Consider the following 19,512-nt stretch of genomic DNA (forward strand, 5'->3'; position numbering starts at 1 on the left):
TCATCTAAATCCATGCTAAATCGCCACTCAAACTTAAACAGTTGAGGATAATTGCAGAAGTTACTCAGAAAGTGTAAGTGGCATTCATGCCACTTACAAACCTCTAGGGATGGATTATCAGCGTCTTTCTGAGTAACTTGTGTGAGTATCAAATTATATGTAAATCAATTAAAAATGATGAAGGACTTTTATGTTTCGCTTTTTTGAAAGGCTCACAAAACCCTTTCCTGAACATCCACCAACTCAACCACCAAAAGGATTGTTTGCGTTTTGCCGTCACTATACGCGTGGGATGGAAGGGCCGTTAATTGTTATGTCAATTTCGACGGCGTTACTTGCGGTACTTGAAGTGTCCTTGTTTGGTTTTATGGGGCAACTAGTGGACTGGTTAGCGGCGAAAGATCCCGTACAGTTTTTTGAAGAGGAGCGTACCACTTTAATCGGCATGAGTGTGCTGCTCTTAATTGTATTACCCTTACTCACTTGGTTTCATGCCAATCTTACTCACCAATCGCTGCTCGGTAATTATCCGATGAGCATTCGCTGGTTGGCGCATCGCTATTTGCTCAGCCAAAGCATCGGCTTTTTTCAAAATGATTTTGCCGGGCGTGTCGCAACCAAAGTCATGCAAACGGCACTGTCGGTTCGAGAAAGTGTTATGAAATTGCTCGATGTGATCATGTACATCGTTGTTTATTTCACCAGCATGTTGATATTGGTTGCTCAAGCTGATTTCCGTTTAACCTTGGTTATACTTGCCTGGTTCGTACTTTACGCTTTTACTCAGTGGTATTTTGTACCACGGCTGAAAAAAATATCCGCCGCGCAAGCGGATGCGCGTTCGTCAATGACTGGTCGAATTGTCGATAGTTATTCCAATATTTCCACCGTCAAGCTTTTTGCTCATACCCATGCCGAAGCCGATTACGCCAAAGACAGCATGGATGAATTTTTAACGACGGTGTATCGACAAATGCGCATGGTGACCGCGCTCAGTGTTTCAGTACAGTCGTTAAATTATCTGCTGGTTTTTTCAATTTCGGCCATGTCCATTTATTTGTGGTCATTAAATGCCATTACGATTGGCGCTATTGCCATCGCAGTGAGTTTAGCGCTGCGATTAAATGGGATGTCGCAATGGGTGATGTGGGAAATCAGCGCCCTATTTGAACATATTGGCACGGTGGCTGATGGTGTCACTACGCTGTCGAAACCACAAACCGTTACCGATGTTAACAACGCAAAGCCCATCGTTGTTGAACGAGGAGCAATCGAGTTTAAAAACGTCACGTTTCATTATGGCAAAGGCAGTGGCGTTATTGACCGGTTAAACCTGTCGATCAAGCCTGGTGAAAAAATTGGATTGGTGGGTCGTAGCGGCGCGGGTAAATCCACACTGGTCAATTTACTGTTGCGATTTTACGATGTGGAATCGGGTGAAATATTAATTGACGGTCAAAACATTCAACAATCGCAACAGGAATCCTTGCGCGCACAAATCGGTATGGTTACGCAAGACACGTCATTATTGCACCGCAGTGTTCGCGAAAATATTTTATACGGTAATCCGAATGCTTCTGAAGAAGAGTTGTTGCAGGCGATAAAAAAAGCCGAAGCTGATGTCTTTATCAACGAGTTAGAAGACCCGCAAGGTAATTGCGGTTTGGATGCACAAGTTGGTGAACGTGGTGTGAAACTTTCTGGTGGCCAACGGCAACGCATCGCTATTGCGCGGGTGTTGTTGAAAGACGCGCCCATTCTGGTGTTGGATGAAGCCACATCAGCACTCGATTCTGAAGTGGAAGCCGCCATTCAACATAGCTTGTATCAATTGATGGAAGGCAAAACCGTGATTGCGATAGCGCATCGACTTTCAACCATCGCGGCAATGGACCGCTTAATTGTTTTGGATGAAGGCAGAATTGTCGAACAGGGCACGCACAATCAACTGATCGAGCAAGGTGGTATTTATGCGCAACTTTGGGCGCATCAAACCGGTGGTTTTTTGGGAATGGAAACGGATGATTAAATGAGAGTATCTTTTACCCGAGTCTCTAATTGAGGTTGTTAGACGGCATAAGCGAACTAAACTTACAGTAAACAACGTCATTTGGTTCAGCTATGGATCCGGTAATCGCTAAAACCACAGAAGATGTAAAACAGCTAATCGCGCGGGAAAATCTCGAATTTGTCAAAGTCGGTGTTTTTGATATCGATGGCGTGATGCGCGGCAAGTATATGTCCGCGAAAAAAGTACTGAGCGCACTGCAAAAGGGTTTTGGCTTTTGCGATGTGGTGATGGGATGGGATATTGCCGATCGTCTGTACGATAACGTTGAGTTTACCGGTTGGCATACCGGCTATCCGGATGCAGATGTTGTACTGATCCCCGAAAGCTGTCGGCGTTTACCGTTGGAAGATAATGGTCTGTTGCTGCTTGGAGAGTTTACTGGGCCTGCTGCGGCTATTTGTCCACGCAATTTATTAAAGCGTGTATTAGCGCGAGCCGAACAAAAAAATCTGCATTTGCAATGCGGATTTGAATACGAATTTTTTGTCTTTAACGAAACGCCTCATAGCTTAAGAGATAAAGGCTTCCAAAACCTCACGCCTATGGCTCCCGCTGAATTCGGTTATTCGGTTATACGCAACAGTGTTGAATCCGATATTTATCGCATGTTGTTGTCGCTATCAAAAACCATGAACTTCGAACTTGAAGGTTTGCACGAAGAAACCGGTCCTGGGGTCATGGAAGCGGCCATTGCTTACGACGGTGCGCTCAACGCAGCCGATAAAGCCGCCTTGTTTAAAACCTTTTGCAAGATCGCCATGCAAAAACACAATAAGTTGGCCACGTTTATGGCGCGTTGGTCACCCGATGTGCCGGGTCAGAGTGGACATATTCATTTATCGATTCTGGATGACGACGGCAACAATGTGTTTTACCAGCCAGACCAGCCTGACGGTATCAGTGAAACCATGCGATTTTTCATTGGTGGCCAGCAAAAACTGATGCCAGAAATGTTAGCGATGATCGCGCCTAACGTGAATTCCTATCGTCGTTTAATTCCTGGCTTTTGGGCGCCTACCGAAGCCAGTGTCGGCGTCGATAATCGCACTTGCGCCATTCGTATTATTCCCGGTAACGCATCATCACAGCGACTGGAATATCGCATTGCTGCGGCCGATGCGAATCCTTATATTATTTTATCGGCCGCAATTGCATCCGGGCTTTGGGGCATTGAACATCGCATTGAACCGGAAGCCATGGTGCAAGGAAACGCCTATCAACAAAATTTTCCCGAGCACTTAAAACTGGCACCGACCTTGTGGCAAGCGACGCAGTTGTTGAAGCAATCGCAAGTGGCGCGCGATTATTTCGGCGATCCTTTTGTTGAACATTTCGCCGCGACTCGTGAATGGGAAGAGCGTCAGTTTCGAAAGCACATTTCGCAATGGGAGCTGGAGCGTTATTTCGAGATCATTTAACCATGAGACATTCTATCGAATTACACTCACCGATTGATGGACGCCTGTTGGCGACTCGTGAGTTGGCGGGTGAAAAAGATATCGCAGTGGCACTTAAAAAAGCCGCTCAAGCGCAGGCTGAATGGTACAGGTTGGAGCTTAGTCAAAGAGCGGACTATTGTCGAAAAGCCATCGATTTTATGCTTGATCAACGAAATGAGCTGGGTGAAGAAATTACCTTACAGATGGGGCGACCCATCCGTTACACAGCGAACGAAATCAAGACCATGGCCGACCGCGGCAACTATATGATTGAGGTGGCGGAAACATCGTTGGCTGACCTTGTGATCGAAGAACAGCAACACGTTTCGCGTCTCATACAGCATTGTCCATTAGGTACAGCCTTAATTGTTGCTCCGTGGAATTATCCGTATCTCACGGCGATTAATGCATTAATTCCGGCATTAATGGCAGGCAATGGCGTGATTCTGAAACATTCAAAACATACCTTGTTGTGTGCAGAACGATTTCAACAAGCGTTTCAACACGCAGGACTGCCCGAAGGTGTCTTTCAGTACTTGCATCTCAGTCACGAACAAACACAACAATTAGCTCAAGCCAATGGTATAGATTTTGTCGCTTTTACCGGCTCAGTGAGTGGTGGGCAGAGCATTGAAGGTGCGCTTGCCGGTCAATTTAAACATTTGGCGCTGGAACTGGGCGGTAAAGACGCGGCCTATGTGATGGCGGATGCTGATTTGTCCTTTAGTGTTGAAAGTTTGGTGGATGGTGCCTTTTTTAATTCCGGACAATCGTGTTGCGCTATTGAACGCATCTATGTAGATCAAAGCATTTATCCTAAATTCGTCGAACAATTTGTTGAACAGGTGAAACGTTATCGGTTGGGCGATCCTTTACAAACCGACACGACATTAGGGCCGATGATCCATGCTTCCGCTGCAAATCGAGTAAGGCAACAGATCCTACAAGCGGTTTCTGCTGGTGCCGATGCGGTAATCGATCCTGTTCATTTTAGCGTCGCCGATGAGAAAGGTGCTTACCTGGCACCACAAGTTTTACTTAACGTGGATCATTCTATGGCAATTATGCGTGAGGAAACGTTTGGTCCGGTGGTTGGCATTATGTCGGTTGAAAACGACCAACAAGCTATTGAATTTATCAATGACTGTCAGTACGGATTAACCAATTCGCTCTGGACAAAAGATAAGTCGCGAGCTTTTGCACTCGGACAACACATTGAAAGTGGCACCGTGTTTATGAATCGTTGTGATTACTTGGATCCCGCATTGGCGTGGGTGGGTATTAAGCAATCGGGTCGTGGTTGCAGTTTGTCGACGCTGGGCTATCAGCAACTGACGCGTCCAAAGTCATTTCACTTTCGACAGGTTCCGTAAAGTTCGTTGAGTTGAATTTGGAATTTAAATTAATGATACAGAGAGCAGAAGCTCACGTATAACTAAACGGCAAATTTCCTATGCACGAACTAACCAACAACTGCGACTTAAAACAACTGAATGCCAACTGGAATTACCCAACATCCATCTGGTTTGGCGTTGGTCGCGTGCGTGAATTAAAAAGTGCGTGCGAACAATTTAATATTCAGCATCCGCTAGTGGTTACCGATAAAGAGTTGGTGCAACTACCACTGTTTAATGAGTTTATTCAATTACTCGACGAGTTAAACATTCGCCACAATGTGTTTGCCGATATTCAGTCGAATCCTACTGGTAGCAACGTAGAGCAAGGACTCACGCGATTAAAACAAGGCAGCCACGATGGCGTAATTGCTCTGGGTGGAGGCAGCGCGCTCGATGTTGGTAAAACACTCGCCTTTATGGCCCATCAATCGCATGCTCTGTGGCATTTTGAAGACATTGGCGAAAATTGGAAGGATGCGAAAATCGAAGGCATATTACCTGTGATTGCCATTCCCACCACGGCCGGTACGGGCTCCGAAGTTGGCCGAGCGGCAGTCATTCTCGATGAACAAAGTGCAACCAAAAAAATAATTTTTCACCCTAAAATGTTGCCACCTCTCGTGATAGCGGATGCGCAATTAACTCAAGCGTTACCGCCAAAATTAACCGCAGCCACGGGCCTTGATGCTTTTGTGCATTGTTTTGAAGCTTATTGTGCGCGTGGGTTTCATCCGATGGCTGACGGCATTGCCATCGAAGGCATGCGATTAATTAAAAATGCCTTACCCTTGGCTTACCATCAAGGTGACAATCTGGTGGCGCGCAGTCAAATGTTGATCGCTTCTACTATGGGAGCTACTGCATTTCAAAAAGGCTTGGGTGCGGTGCATGCATTAGCGCATCCGCTGGGTGCAAAATTTGGTTTGCACCACGGTTTATTAAACGCGGTACTTTTGCCTTATGTGTTGCAACGAAACCGTTCGGCTATCGAAGAAAAAATAATACATTTGGCAACTTATCTACAGCTAAAACAAAGCAGCTTTAATGCATTTGTTGATTGGTTGTTACAACTTCGGAGCGAGCTAAACATTCCTCACTGTTTGACTGAACTCGGGTTATCAACATCAAAAGTCAAAAACATAGGCGCATTGGCAATGAAAGATCCTTCCGCTGCGGGCAACCCTATTGCACTGATTGAGCAGGATTATCAGACGTTGGTAGAGCAGGCCATTGCCGGTAAATTAACATGATCTTGGGCATTCTCGACGCGGATCAATTATTACCGCCTTTAAATAAGGAATTTGGTAATTACGGATTAATGTTCCAGCGTTTGTTTAAAGACGTTAATGCGGCGTTAGAATTTCGTATCTTTAAAGTCATTGAAAACCAGTTTCCGGAAAGTGTTGAAGAATGCGATGCGTATTTGATTACTGGCAGTAAGTTCAGTTGTTATGAGTCGAAGGATTGGATCTTACGTTTACAGCAATGGGTGAAAACGTTACATGCACAAGAAAAAAAATTGATCGGTATTTGTTTTGGCCATCAGTTGATCGCTCATACATTAGGTGGCGAAACAAAGCGTCATTCACAGGGTTGGGGAATTGGCGTAGCGCGAAGTGAGCGAGTGCAGCAGCCTCCATGGTTAACGCCGGCACCGACTTATTTTAACTTGCTGGTCAGTCATCAGGATCAAGTCAGTCGTTTACCAACAGATGCTTTGCTCCTTGCGCGCAATGCGTTTTGTCCGTATTCCGCGTTTACCATTGGACGCCATATTTTATGTTTTCAAGGGCATCCGGAATTCACGAAAGGTTATTTAAAAAAACTATTAACGCTTCGAAAGTCCGTTATTGAACCCGATAAAATTCAGGTGGCATTGCGTTCGATGGAAGATAATACGGACGACAGTCAATTAGTTGCGCAGTGGATGCTCCAATTTATGGAGCATCATTAATATTTTTGTGTGCTCTATGCTACTTTTTCCAGACGATGGCGTGTCGTTTTCTAATCGCATAAAGCACAATCAATAACAGCAACAGTGGGTTGAAGCTACCGCCACCTCCGCCGGAGCTGCTACCCGTATTGGTACTTTGTGCATTCACTACCACACTCACGGAATCCGAAACGCTGCGATTAGAGCCGTCGACAATCGTTAATCGAAACGTCAGAGTTCCAGTAGGCGCATTACTCACACTGGCATTCAATTGATCGGCGTTATTGATTGTGACGCTGGGTCCATCGGTTTGTTCCCAGAGATAGCTGACAATCGTATTACCGTTATCGTTTACATTAGCCGTTAACGAAATTGTGCCGCCTTCAGTGATCGCTGAGATAGCTGGAATGTCTACGGTTGGCTCTGGCAGTTGCACACTCACGCCACCGGGATCAACAATTCGACCATTGGCACTGTCGTCGATGTCGTTTGGACCGCCGTCTTCAATCAACATCATGACACACCAATGACCAGCGGTAAGTTCGCTGGAGTATTCGCTACTACCCGGTGAAGGGCATGCCCCTTCGGATCCTTCGGCTGAATACAGTGCGTTGTTACTGTCGACAACAAAGTTTTGCCAACCATTTGTTGGGTGAAGTTTTCGGTATGTTGCATTGCTTGGTATTGGCTCACGTTGTGGAATGACCACTTGTACACTTTCACCATTATTGGACAGATTGTTAATGGCAAAGTTGAACAGTCCACCGATGGCGTCATAGCCTTCATCGTGACCATGCATGTTATAAGGCGACACGGTATCAATGATTGACTGATCCACCAGTGCCCCACCGGCATCGTCACTGATGGATACATCGCTTAATGTCAGTTCTAATCCATTTTCCGTTTCGATGAGGTAAGCGTGGCTGCTGTCGCTGATTAATTGTTGTAATACATAACGATCATCGAGTGCATCCAGATAATTCGGTACACCGTCTCCATCATCATCGTGATAGCCCTCATCGGCATCATTCAAGCCGTCTCCGTCACTGTCGTCGCTTGTTGATAAAGTGGGTGCGCTACTCAACACTTTTAATGTCAGTACGGAAGTGCGAGCCGCGCTGGGCACGCCGTCGTCGGTTACAGTCACTTTCAGTGTATGAACGCCAACGCTTAAGCCGCTTGGGTCAAAACGGAATGTGTAATCACTGTTATCGGTATCGTTCAGTGTATTGTCGGTTTCGCTCCAATCAAGAACGTGACCATCGTTTATGTTTGGATCATTAACGATAACCGTTGCGGTTACCAAACCCTGATCTCGAACGATGGACGTAACTCTTTGTCCGCCTTGTTCCGCTAAGAGTGTTAAGGTTGGCGCCAAATTACTTTCCGTGATGGAAATCGTGTGCGATGTTTTTTCTCCGAGAATCGCATTGATCGGATTGGCAAAAGACAACACCAATTGTTCATCGGTTTCGCTATTGCCGTCATCAATTAAGTCAATGGATATTTGTCCTTGTGTTCCTTCATTGATCACCAGCACATTGGCATTGCTATTGAATCGGTAATCGCTGGAGCTGACAGAGCCACTGATGGTGAAGGGCAACTGTACCGGGTAGCGCAGTGCAGAACCTGTCAGTGATGCGGTAACTGTCACTCGATTGCCTTCCGCACTCACCTGATCGCGTTGCAATTGCACTCGTGGAATAATGTTCACGATTTGTGTCGCGATTGTTCGGTTTCCAGCAGTGTCTGTGGCTAGCCAGTCGACTAAGTGGCGACCGGAACGACGACTTTTTGCGCCGACAATGTTAACCGCTACCGTGCCATCCAGATTATCCGTAGCAGAAACCCCCGTCGTTGGGATTGGCGTTAACAATCCGGAAGCATTCAGTGTAATTTCATTTGTTAAACTGATTGTCGGTGCGATGGTATCACTTGCGTTTTGATACTCTTCCAGGTTACTGGTGCCATCGCCATCACGATCGGCGGTGGCGTCACTCGGGTCGATCGGATCCAGATCGCGATCCACTTCCCAGCCATCAGGCATGCCATCGTTATCACTGTCGCTGTTGTTGGGATCGGTATTGGCGGCAAACTCTTCGCGGTTGGAAAGTCCGTCGTTATCAGAGTCTAATAAACCATCGCTGGCGTCTTGAGCATTTAATCCATGAGTCAATTCCCAGCTATCGGACATGCCATCGCCATCGCTATCGGTAAAGTTATCCGCCGCCGGTGTGGTAAAGGAGACGATTTCAGAAGTAACCGTTGCTCCGGCCAGGTTATACACAGTAACGTTGGCGAAGTAGGTTGTCGCTGGCATTAAGTCGACCAATGTGACGGTGTGTTGTGTACCTGCGAAACTGTTGGCTTCTTTGTCGTTCAATGATGAGTTGTTAGTACCGTAGTTGACTTGTGCGAAGCTGTGTTCTTCAGTGGTTAACGAAAGCTGTACACGATCGGCGGTTAAATTTGCCAGTTGCGGTTGCTGAATGATCACGGGTGTTGCTAAGTCAGATGCATTGCCCGAGTTAAAATTCAATGTGCCACTTTGCGAGCGGTTGCCTGCGATGTCTGTCACCATGTACTGCCATTCATAACTGCTATTCGTCAGCAGGGATGGAATGATCATCCAATGATTTCGCTGTGCGTTCAGTGAACCGGTTTGCTGCCATGTGGCTGAGCCCAACAAGCGGTATTGCACCATCAGTGACGACAGCTCGTCAGTGGTTAGAGTCAAAAACGCAATGTTTCCGTAGCCTGATATTTCCGGACCGCTGGTCACGACCGGAGGTGTACTGTCGGCAACGAATGCATTTTGGTTTATTGACAACCATTGCTTTGCGGCGCTCCAACTGTCTACTTTCGATGGTTGAACTTCACCCGGTACGGATTGATTGGAGGTATAGCCATTGCGATCACTGGAATAAGCGGTACAGGAGTAACTGACTCCTGAAGTTAAACCCGTCAGAGTGATGGTATGGTTTTTACTGCGTTTGCTGCGATTCGCTTCAAGCGTTTCACCGCCACCTTCGCACACCAATCGAGCGTCGGCATTAACATCGGTTTCCCAGCTCACGGTGACTGAACTTTCGGTTAATGCTTCCACAGTGGGTTCTGTCATAAAGAATGGGTTTCCTTGATGGCCTTGTACTTTGGTACGGAATGAATACACATCACTGACCGCCGTATTACCTGCTTTATCACGCATGTGCACTCGGAAGAAGTAGTCGGTATCGGGTTCTAACTGCGTGACCGCAACATTATGGAAACTGTGCATGCCGCCATGGGATTCGGATTGATCCAAGTTACCCGCACTTAAACCATAAGTGAGTAAAGTAATGGAGCGCTCACAAGTGTTCCAACGGATCACCGCACTTTGATGCGTGATGTTTTGGATCATTGGCGCGCCAACCAGACAGGGTGCTTCAGTGTCTTCTGTGGGTAATGTGGTAAAGCTGATTTCTTCACTAACACTGGGACCATTCCCTTCGGCATCGCGAGAGGACACTCGTAAGTAATAAGTGGTATCAGGTGTGAGATCCAGAAGTTGCATATTGTGCTCTTGAACCAGCGTTTCATCCGTAACGACATGGTATTGGGAGCCATCGTTGTAAGAAACACCACTGGTGGCGACTTCATCGGTGTTCCAAATCACGGTTGCTTGCGTGTCTGTGATGTCTACCACCATGGGCGTCATTAATATTTGAGGTGGTTGAGTATCAGGTGTAGGAAGCGTGGTTACGGTGACGTTGTTGCTCACGGTTGGTCCATTGCCGCTGCCATCAACGATAGATACCTCGCATTGATACTCGGTATTCGCACTTCGGTTGTCGATCACGATGTCGTGGCAAAGTTTTAACGAGTCGAAAGAAATGTTTTCGCCATTCACGGCAATGGAGCCCGTTACCGGCTCATCGGCACAGAAGCTTAAGGTAAATTCCGTTTGAGTAATATGGCTGGCGACCGGCCCTTCAATAAATTCCGGAGCCTTGATATCAGGCGTCGCCAACGTCGTGAATTGGCCACTGACCGTGGGAGAAGCTTGTTCTTCTTTATCGACCGAGTAAACGTCGACACTGTAAAGCGTTTCAGCGGTCAACTCAGTGACCAGTATTTGGTGGAAAGTGACCAACTCAGCGGACTCATAATGTTGACCGTCGGAAAGATCCAACACACTGATAGATGGCTTATCGGTATACCAAGAAACCACAGCTGAACGATCCGTAATATCACTTATGGTTGGTCCAGAAATCACTTGCGGCGTCGCTGCGTCAAAATGCATCAACCAAATGTGTTCGCTGGTGATTTGTGAAATCTCGTGCTGAACATTGGTAATTGCAAAGCCAGAGCCAGCGGGCGGATTGACCGATATATCGGTTTTTTGATTTCGGAAAAGAGCGAATCCGAAGTCTCCGTTGGCGTTGGTCAATGCATTACTTTCGATGATGTCGCCGTAATTTTCTAAATAATAACTGATGCTGTTTTCTGCCAGCGCATGATCGATGCGTAATTTCACGTTAGGGACGGCTACACCATTTTGATCGAGTGCTCGCCCCGATAACAGCGACATCGGTAATGTTGCTTCAATTTCAAGATCGGAGCTGATCTCAATGTTTTTCGGTAAGTAGTAAACTGCCGCGTAATCAGGCACTGGGTAGTTCGGATTCGTTTGTCCTGACTGCATTTGTAAATAAGGACGCAATTTGTAAAGACCCGGAGCAACTTTAAACTCGAAATAACCGTTACTGTCGGTGACTGCTGGTAAGTCGACCGGTTGATGGTTGACTTGGTCGTGAATCGATAAGGTGGTGTTATCGATGGCATTACCATCAGCATCTCGCAAATACCCCGATAACGTCAGTGCACTGTTGAGCACGAAAGTGTCGTTGGTATCCGATGTAATGCTGTACGCACTCCATTGCGTTGTTGCTAAGGTGCGATTAGATGCGGGAGGTTGCAACCTCAGGTCGAACGGCTGATCGGTGAACACCGCGACTGTAAAGTCGCCATTCGAATCGGATTTTGCGTGAGTTACTGCGGAGTTGCCGCGACTTTCCAAATAGTAGCTGACGTTGTTGTTGTGGAACACATGACTGACTTTTAAGCGCGTATTGGCTATTGGCGTATTGTTGCTGTCTACCACGTGTCCGGAAAGTTGAGCGAGCGGTAGTGTGACATTTTGAACGGTATCACTCAGTAAATTGATGCTCTCATGCGCGTAGAGGACTGTCGCAAAATCCGGTAACGGGTAACTGGGTGACGGGCTGCTGCCATCGACACTCGCACCAAAGGGATTCAGGTGCGCTTGTATTTTGTAATCCCCACTTTCTACTCGGAATTGATAGTTTCCGCTAGCATCGGTATAAACGGCTCGTCCTAACTGCAGACCACTGGTTTGATCGTGTAAGGTTAAACGCGTGTAATCGATGGGGCGTGCGGCGGTATCTTGTAAAACGCCAGACAATAGGAAACCCTGACTTAAGGTCATGTTTTGTTGCGTATCGGCGCTAATATTTAAGTCAGCGATGCGTGTAACCGCAAGATCGGTACGATCCGATGGTGGTACTAAAACCACATCAAAAGTCTGGTCGGTAAATACGGCAAAGGCAAAATTTCCATCTGCGTCGGATATCGCATTACTGCCGGAATCGGTACCGTAATTTTGCAAGAAATAGCGAGCACTGCCATCGTCGTGTTGGTGGTCGATGGCTAAGCTTACTCCAGCAACGGGATCACCGAGGCCATCCAGCGTTTGCCCTGATAACCAAGCCAATGGTAGCTGGATGGTAATGTCTGTATCGGCATCAATTTCCAACTGTTGTGGCGTATGAAACACCGCGGCGAAGTCGGGTACTGGGTAGGTGGGTAAGGTGCCGCTTCCACCGTTTGGTTGAGGTCCAAAAACATCAATGAGTGGTCGCAACTTATACGTTCCCGGTGCGACAGGAAATTCAAAGTAACCGTTGGCATCGGTAACCACTCGATTACCGACTTGATCGCCATTCGACTGTAAGTGCAAGCTGATTTGCACTTGGTCAATGGCCCTTCCTTGGGCATCTTGCAGACGACCGGATAAAGTTAATGCGTCACCAATCAGTGTAATCCAGTGCACGATGTCGCGATCACCGACGGTTAATAATTCCAAAGGGGTTGCAGCGAAGCCACTTTCAGCAGGCGGCAATACACTGACATAATAATCACCGGCGGCAACGGCGCTGAAAGCGTAGGAGCCATCGGCAATCGTCAGAACCGTTTCTAACGCTTCACGTTGTTGATTAAACAGAGTGACTGCCGCGCCTTCAATGGGCGATCCTTCACCCGTCACAATGCCTCGCAAATTCACACCAAAAGGACTGGGTGGTTCATTGTCATCCACCGGTAATTCGATTTCATCGTCATCGCACACATCGCCAATTCCATCACCATCGGTATCGGCTTGGTCGGTATTAGGAATGAAAGGGCAATTGTCGAGATCGTTGACAATGCCGTCTTTATCGAAATCGTTATCGGGATGTGTGGTAGTGAAACTCACCAAATCGCTGGTGGTTTTAACGCCTTCGGTATTAAACGCATCAACCTCCAAGTAGTAAGTGGTGTTTTCCTGTAAGCCACTCAAAGTCACTTGATGATCTTTCGCCAAGTTGGCGTCATTCACCGTGTTATCCAGTGTGGATGCCGATAAACCGTATCGAAGTACGGCGGTCGTGACAATTTGAGTTTGCCAGCGCACTTTAGCGCTGTGATCCTGTATATCGAATACAACCGGTTGCACCGTAAATTCTGGTGCGGGTAACACGTCGATCCCGGTTTGGAATGTGCCAGCTTCGCACTCGCTGCTATTACCTGCCAAATCGGTCAACGTCACCTGATGCTCATACTCAGTATTCTCGGTTAATTGAGTGAGTAGCACAGTGGCTGAGGTTTTGGCTTGCGTTAACGCTTGTTGCAGCCAGTTTTCGTCACCAACGGCTCGGTATTGTATCAACGCAGTCGCCAGTTCATCGCTTTCCCAACTCAATTCGGCGTTATCGGTAAAGGCGTTGGCTTGAGGCTGTTGAAGACAGACCGGTGGCGTGGTATCGGGTAAGTCACTGGTGGTAGCGTCAACCGTACCGCTGACCGAGTTGGCTGCAAAGTCCATCGAGTACACGGTGCAGCGATACAGGGTGCTGGCGCTTAATCCGGTTAAGGTGAATCGATGTTGTTTGCGGTATTGGCTGTCGCTGGCTTCGAACGTACCGTCTTGGCTAACGCAAATCAGGCGGCTGTTGGTATTAATGTTGGTTTCCCAACTGATGGTCACCGAACTGATGCTGACCGAGTCCACTCTGGGACCACCAATAATCAGCGGCAATACCGGTTCAACGGTTTCTTCCAACGTTCGGAAGCTGTGCTCGTTGCTGGTTACGCTGTTGCCTGATGCATCACTCGACTCAACAATAAAGTAATACAGCGTATCGGCTTCTAAACCACTGGTGGATACCAAGTGATCGCGAGTAAAACCGCTGCTGGAAAAAGTGAGTGTGTAGTTGCCCGAAGCAATGCCCAAGTAGGCGACAGAAGTTGCATCTTCATCGGTTTGCCACAAGATATTCGCACTGCTGGTGGTGATGTCTTCTACATAAGGTCCGGCAAGAATTTTAGGTGCCGTGGTATCGGGTAATCCCAGCGTTGTGAACTGTACCGGGTTGGAAACGGTCGGCCCGTTACCATGCGCATCGCTGGAAGAAACCGTCAGCGTGTAAGTGGTGCTGGGGGTTAACCCCGTCAATGGTATCTGATGCTCGGTAACTAATTCATCCTGATACGCACTACCGTAAACACTGCCGTCGTTGTAATCCACACCGCTGTCAGCGGGCTCGTTGGTGGTCCATTTTACTAATGCCGAATGGGTTGTGATATTAACGACATACGGGCCGGATATTATTTCGGGTGCCGTAACATCGACATAAGGCAGCGTAGTGGCTTCCATGACGCTTTGTACGGGACCGTTGCCGGCAACGTCATAAATGACACAAAGCACGCTGTACGTTGTGTTGGGTGACAGCCCGGTAACCGTAACATCGTGGCAAACTGCAGCGGAGTTTAGTAGGTAATCCACACCGTCAACCGTAACATAACCGGTGACTGGCTCATTAGCACAAAAAGAAACGATAAAACTGTCGTGGTCGATGGAGTGAACTCTACCACTGACAAATTGTGGCGGTGTGGTATCGGGTAATGGCAATGTCGTAAAGTCCGCATCTGCCGGATCGGACGTTAAACCTTCCGCATTGGTTGACGTTACTGTTGTTGAATAAAAAGTCGCTGGTGTCAATCCGGTCAGTAGAACACTGTGATTGGTGGTCAGCGGATCATTGATAAAGGTATCACCGTCATCAATGGCAACGGAACTGTTCGCGAGTTGATCGGTTGTCCATTCCACTACAGCGGAAACATCGGTGATGTTTTTCACCCAAGGGCCGGCAATGATCTTCGGAGGTGCAGGTTCCGGAATGGCTAATGTGGTGAAACTGACCTCATTACTGGTGGTCATTTGTCCTTCAGAATTAAAGGCATCAACCGCGACGAAATAGGTGGTGTTGCTGTCTAAGCCGTTGAGTGTCACTTGGTGATTGGTTTTAAATTCCGAGACCGACTCAGACCGATCCAGTGCGCCACTGGTTAATCCATAGTGGACAATGGCACTGCTCGGCTTTTCGGTGCTCCAGTTTACTGCAGCGGATGTTTCTGTGATATCCGTGATATACGGCTGCACGGTAAATACGGGCACTGGTGTTGGCTCGGTTCCGGTAGTAAATTCACTCAAAGCACATTGACCACTATTGCCTGATGCGTCGGTTAACGTGATTTGCTGTTCGTAGGTGGTTTCGGCTGCCAGCCCGGTTAACAAAACAAAACCATCTGACTTGAGAGCGTCGCGACTTTTCTGTTGCCAGTTACTGCTGCCCTGCTCTCGATATTGAATCAGCGCACTGCTCAACTCGCTCGCTTGCCAACTGATTTCGGCGCGATCAATATAAGCATCCACTAGGGGCTCGCTGATACACTCTGGTGCCGTGGTATCAACCTCTTCACTGGTGATGGTGGAAATCACTTTACTGACAAAAAAGCCATTGATATCGGTTGAAAAAACGCTGCAACGGTAACCGGTGGCCAGGCTCAACCCCGCCAAGGTTAACCGGTGTTGCTTGGTGAACGCATTGCGACTGACTTCAGCAATGGCATCGGTGGATTCACAAACCAGACGACTGTCGGCGTTGACGTTGGTGTTCCAAGCGATGGTAATGCTGTTAGCTGTGGTTTGTTCCACAACTGGACCCGCAGTGATGGTTGGCAACGTTTGACTGCTTGCGGCTGTGGTGAACGAGAGCTCTTGACTGGTTGTCGTGTTACCACTTAAATCGGTGGACTCGGCTTGGAAAAAGTAGGTTGTACTGGCTGTTAGCTGACTGAGAGAAATCTGGTGGTCGCTGTGCAATTGGTTGTTACTGACCAATTGATCAAGATTGCCTGCACTCAAACCAAATCGAACCACGGTGGTTGCCGCTTCATCGGTTTGCCAGCGAATGGAGGCACTGGAAGCTTGCACATCTTCCACCATAGGCCGACCAATAATCAGTGGAGCCTGGGTGTCGCTTTGGCCGAGTGTTTGAAAAGTGATAACGGCGGATGTTGAAGGTCCATTACCAAAAGCATCGCTGGACGACACGCTCAAACTGTAAGAGCTGTTATTGGTTAACCCGGTTAAAGCAAAGGTGTGATAACGAACCTGACGATTGTCTTCTACCACTCGGTAGCTGCTGCCATTGTTGTAGGAAATACCACTGTCGGCAGCTTCGTCGGTGATCCAGGTGACCAGTGCTGAGGAGCCGGTGATATCGGAGACGACGGGTCCGAAAACAATTTGCGGCGCTTCTGTATCAGAAAATGCTCGTGTGGTGACGGTAAATTGCTGACTGTAAACAGGACCATTACCGGCCAAGTCAGTGATTCGAGCCGAGACCAGATATTCGGTATCGGCGGTGAGGCCATTAAATTCTTGCTCATGGCAATTGCTAGCACTCCCAACAGTATAATCGATACCGGCTACAGTAAAGTAACCACTTACCGACTCGTTGGCACAGAAGCTCAGAGTAAAGCGATCGTGATTGATGGCATTGACCGACAGATGCTGTGTGAAAACAGGGGCCGATGAATCAGGGCTGTTTGTGGTGGTTACGCCCGCATTGATGGGGGTTGAAGGCGTATTGTTTTCATCTTTGGAGCGAATGATCAATGAATAGCTGGTGTTGGCGGTTAGTCCGGTTAACGTGATGCTGTGTCGGCGCGTCAATTGGGTTGAACTGAATGTATTACCGCCAACCACTTCGACTTCGCTGTCAGCGGGTTTATCGGTATACCATTCAACCAGCGCTGAAACATCGGTTATTTGAGAAATGTAGGGGCCTGCAACCAAATTTGCAGGTTCTGGGTCGGCGAAATCCAGCGTTTTATTCAAGGTTTGGGCACTATTCACCGCATAATCAATTTCGTTGCCGCTAATAAAACCACTGCCATCGGGTGCGATAAAGCTAATGTCGTACAGGCAATCAGCGGCTCCGGCGGCTATGCAGTCAGCTGTGGTGAACAGTAACATTTGGTAATGCCCGTTACTGTCAGTAATTGTAGAGCCGTTTTGGTGGATAACCGTGGTTTGTGAAAGGTGGCCGTCGCTACCTTGTTCGGGTCCGCTCCAGGATTTAGAGGTTTGTACTTCAACGCCGGCTACCGGTAAGGCATTGCTATCGGTGACTGTTCCTGAGAGCAATACAAAGTCGTATTCAATATTGCGAACGGTATCGCCGGTTACCGCGAAATCTTCGGTAAATCGCACGGCATGATGTGGTTCGCCGGTTAAATTCACATCGCTCGCAAAAAAGAAACTTCGCAGTAAGTAGTTACCATCGCTTACGGTCCAGCTGAACGCGCCATCCGCCCCTACTTTCTGCAAACTTCCCACTTGTGTCAGATTATTGCCATTCACTTCAAACAAATTGATTGAAGCACCCTCAATGGGGTTGCCGGACTGATCTCGGATCACACCACTGATGGTGGCGGCGTGCGCGATGCCAGCGAGGAGTAAAAAGAGGAATAAACTATTGCGAAAACAATGAGCCAGTTGGAACCTGCAATGTCGCATTACGCGTCTCCTGGATAGGTCCGGGCAGGCTGGGAACGCGCAAGAAGAAAAAGCTTTTTATTAAAAAGCTTTACTGGTTGGCGACCCCGCTGTCTTAGACGTTATTTTGCCCTTAGACCGGTAGTTTTGCGTCCTGCTCTTTCGAGCAGTTTGCCTTTATCAACACATTCCCAAGTGTTATGCACAACAACACTCGGAACATTAATAGTGTTATCGGTTAAGCCTAGAAAAGCTTGAGTGATTATTCAAAGAATGCGATATAGCAATTTGGATTAAATAACGTCATCTAGTGACAATATTAAATTTTCTATCGTTTTTAGCTATATAAAAGAAATCTTTTATAAGTTTAAATTCTTCATATACTGAATCACATTACTGGTCAAACGTGTGGCATTAGGATCCGTTAAGTCGCCAAAACTGGCTTGAAAAAAAGCCGCTTGATTAAGAATAATACGCGCGCCACTGCGTGGGTCGGTGTATTCTGCGATGATCACATCGGTTTCGGCCAAAACCGTACCGGAACCGCTGGTAAAGTCTTCCGCAGGCGTGGTTACTAATATTTGCCAGTTGGCACTGTTTTCAATAGAGCTGGCGAGCGCCGCATCGAACACAACGTTTTGTTTCACTTGCTGTTGCCCGGGTTCAATAAACTCCCAGTTGTTAAAGTCGACACCAGTCAATAACGGATGCGAACTGTCCTGAATCACACCGGTAAAAAAGTCGTTGAAAGGCGCATCTTCGGTATGAAGAGCAAATTGTTGATCACCAGTAAGAAATGGCATGGGTACGCCTTCAACACTAAAGTCGTTCAGTTGCCCGATGAAGATATTGCCACCATCTGCGAGAAATTGATCGATTACTGCCGCATTGTCCACCAGTTCATCGAATTCACTGTAGATAGTTGCTTCAAGTCCTATCACCAGTAGGTTGTAATTGTTGGCGTCCAGTTGATTGAGCTCTCCCACCACCGATTGGTAGCGCATGCCGTATGTGGTGAGCAGTTCGGTCATGCGTTTTTTATCTTCCGGATCGAACAGGGCAACCGCGGGTAAGTCGCCATCGTTCAATGCCGGATAAATCGGCAAAACGGCATTTTTTACGATTCGGTCACTCACCAAATTTTGTTCCTGAAAGTCAATTTCACCGATGGAAATGACTACTCGACTGTAGCCACTGGCTAGGAACAACAAGCGATAACTGCCCTTAGGAAGATCGCTGATCACATACTCGCCGTTGGCATCGGTAACGATCTGATCCACCGCTTTGCGTCCGTTGGCATCCACCGTAAAATCGCGATTGTAAGGAATGGTTGCTACCACCACACCGGGCATGGCGGCACCGGTTCTATCGGTTACTGTGCCAGCAATATTGGCTTCGGTAATGGCGTCACTGATCGCTCCTTCGTTGGTGATTATAAACTGAGTGTCTTTGCAGGCACTTACTATCAAAAAGAAAAAGGCAACGGAGACAAAGTAAATGGGGTTTTTCAT

The 19,512-nt window shown here is 47.5% G+C and carries 7 protein-coding genes and 1 riboswitch; of the genes, 5 read left to right on the plus strand and 2 right to left on the minus strand.

Annotated elements, in window-relative coordinates; genetic code table 11:
• Positions 1-190 precede the first annotated feature (190 nt).
• The 5 genes from ACTUJY_RS06850 to ACTUJY_RS06870 all read left to right on the plus strand — a co-directional run bounded on the left by ACTUJY_RS06850 (position 191) and on the right by ACTUJY_RS06870 (position 6,861).
• Positions 191-2,029, plus strand: a complete 1,839-nt coding sequence (locus tag ACTUJY_RS06850) for an ABC transporter ATP-binding protein (protein ID WP_463615323.1) — start codon at positions 191-193, stop codon at positions 2,027-2,029.
• Positions 2,030-2,121: 92 nt separating this feature from the next.
• On the plus strand, positions 2,122-3,489 hold the full coding sequence (locus ACTUJY_RS06855; protein WP_463615324.1) for a glutamine synthetase family protein: 1,368 nt from the start codon (positions 2,122-2,124) through the stop codon (positions 3,487-3,489).
• 2 nt (positions 3,490-3,491) lie between these two features.
• Complete coding sequence (locus ACTUJY_RS06860; RefSeq protein WP_463615325.1) at positions 3,492-4,883, plus strand: aldehyde dehydrogenase family protein; 1,392 nt, start codon at positions 3,492-3,494, stop codon at positions 4,881-4,883.
• Between the two features lie 80 nt (positions 4,884-4,963).
• Positions 4,964-6,157: an iron-containing alcohol dehydrogenase gene (locus ACTUJY_RS06865; protein ID WP_463615326.1), complete on the plus strand. Its 1,194-nt coding sequence runs from the start codon at positions 4,964-4,966 to the stop codon at positions 6,155-6,157.
• Complete coding sequence (locus ACTUJY_RS06870) at positions 6,154-6,861, plus strand: glutamine amidotransferase-related protein (protein ID WP_463615327.1); 708 nt, start codon at positions 6,154-6,156, stop codon at positions 6,859-6,861. Before ACTUJY_RS06865 ends, ACTUJY_RS06870 begins: the two co-directional genes overlap by 4 nt.
• 19 nt (positions 6,862-6,880) lie before the next feature.
• Here the strand turns inward: ACTUJY_RS06870 and ACTUJY_RS06875 are convergent, their stop codons facing one another.
• Entirely contained in the window at positions 6,881-18,022 is an 11,142-nt protein-coding gene (locus ACTUJY_RS06875) for a fibronectin type III domain-containing protein (RefSeq protein WP_463615328.1), read from the minus strand.
• 76 nt (positions 18,023-18,098) lie between these two features.
• A riboswitch (cyclic di-GMP riboswitch) is annotated at positions 18,099-18,187 on the minus strand.
• Positions 18,188-18,360: 173 nt separating this feature from the next.
• Positions 18,361-19,512 carry a carboxypeptidase-like regulatory domain-containing protein gene (locus ACTUJY_RS06880; protein WP_463615329.1) on the minus strand — a complete coding sequence of 384 codons (1,152 nt, stop codon included), beginning with the start codon at positions 19,510-19,512 and terminating at the stop codon, positions 18,361-18,363.

The organism is Pleionea sp. WD8-19 (assembly GCF_055326765.1).

What these genes read in the sequence shown, in the direction of transcription:
- ACTUJY_RS06855 (WP_463615324.1), top strand. Translation starts at nt 2,122, where the DNA reads ATGGATCCGGTAATCGCTAAAACCACAGAAGATGTAAAACAGCTAATC.
- ACTUJY_RS06880 (WP_463615329.1), bottom strand. Translation starts at nt 19,512, where the DNA reads ATGAAAAACCCCATTTACTTTGTCTCCGTTGCCTTTTTCTTTTTGATA.
- ACTUJY_RS06850 (WP_463615323.1), top strand. Translation starts at nt 191, where the DNA reads ATGTTTCGCTTTTTTGAAAGGCTCACAAAACCCTTTCCTGAACATCCA.
- ACTUJY_RS06875 (WP_463615328.1), bottom strand. Translation starts at nt 18,022, where the DNA reads ATGCGACATTGCAGGTTCCAACTGGCTCATTGTTTTCGCAATAGTTTA.
- ACTUJY_RS06860 (WP_463615325.1), top strand. Translation starts at nt 3,492, where the DNA reads ATGAGACATTCTATCGAATTACACTCACCGATTGATGGACGCCTGTTG.
- ACTUJY_RS06865 (WP_463615326.1), top strand. Translation starts at nt 4,964, where the DNA reads ATGCACGAACTAACCAACAACTGCGACTTAAAACAACTGAATGCCAAC.
- ACTUJY_RS06870 (WP_463615327.1), top strand. Translation starts at nt 6,154, where the DNA reads ATGATCTTGGGCATTCTCGACGCGGATCAATTATTACCGCCTTTAAAT.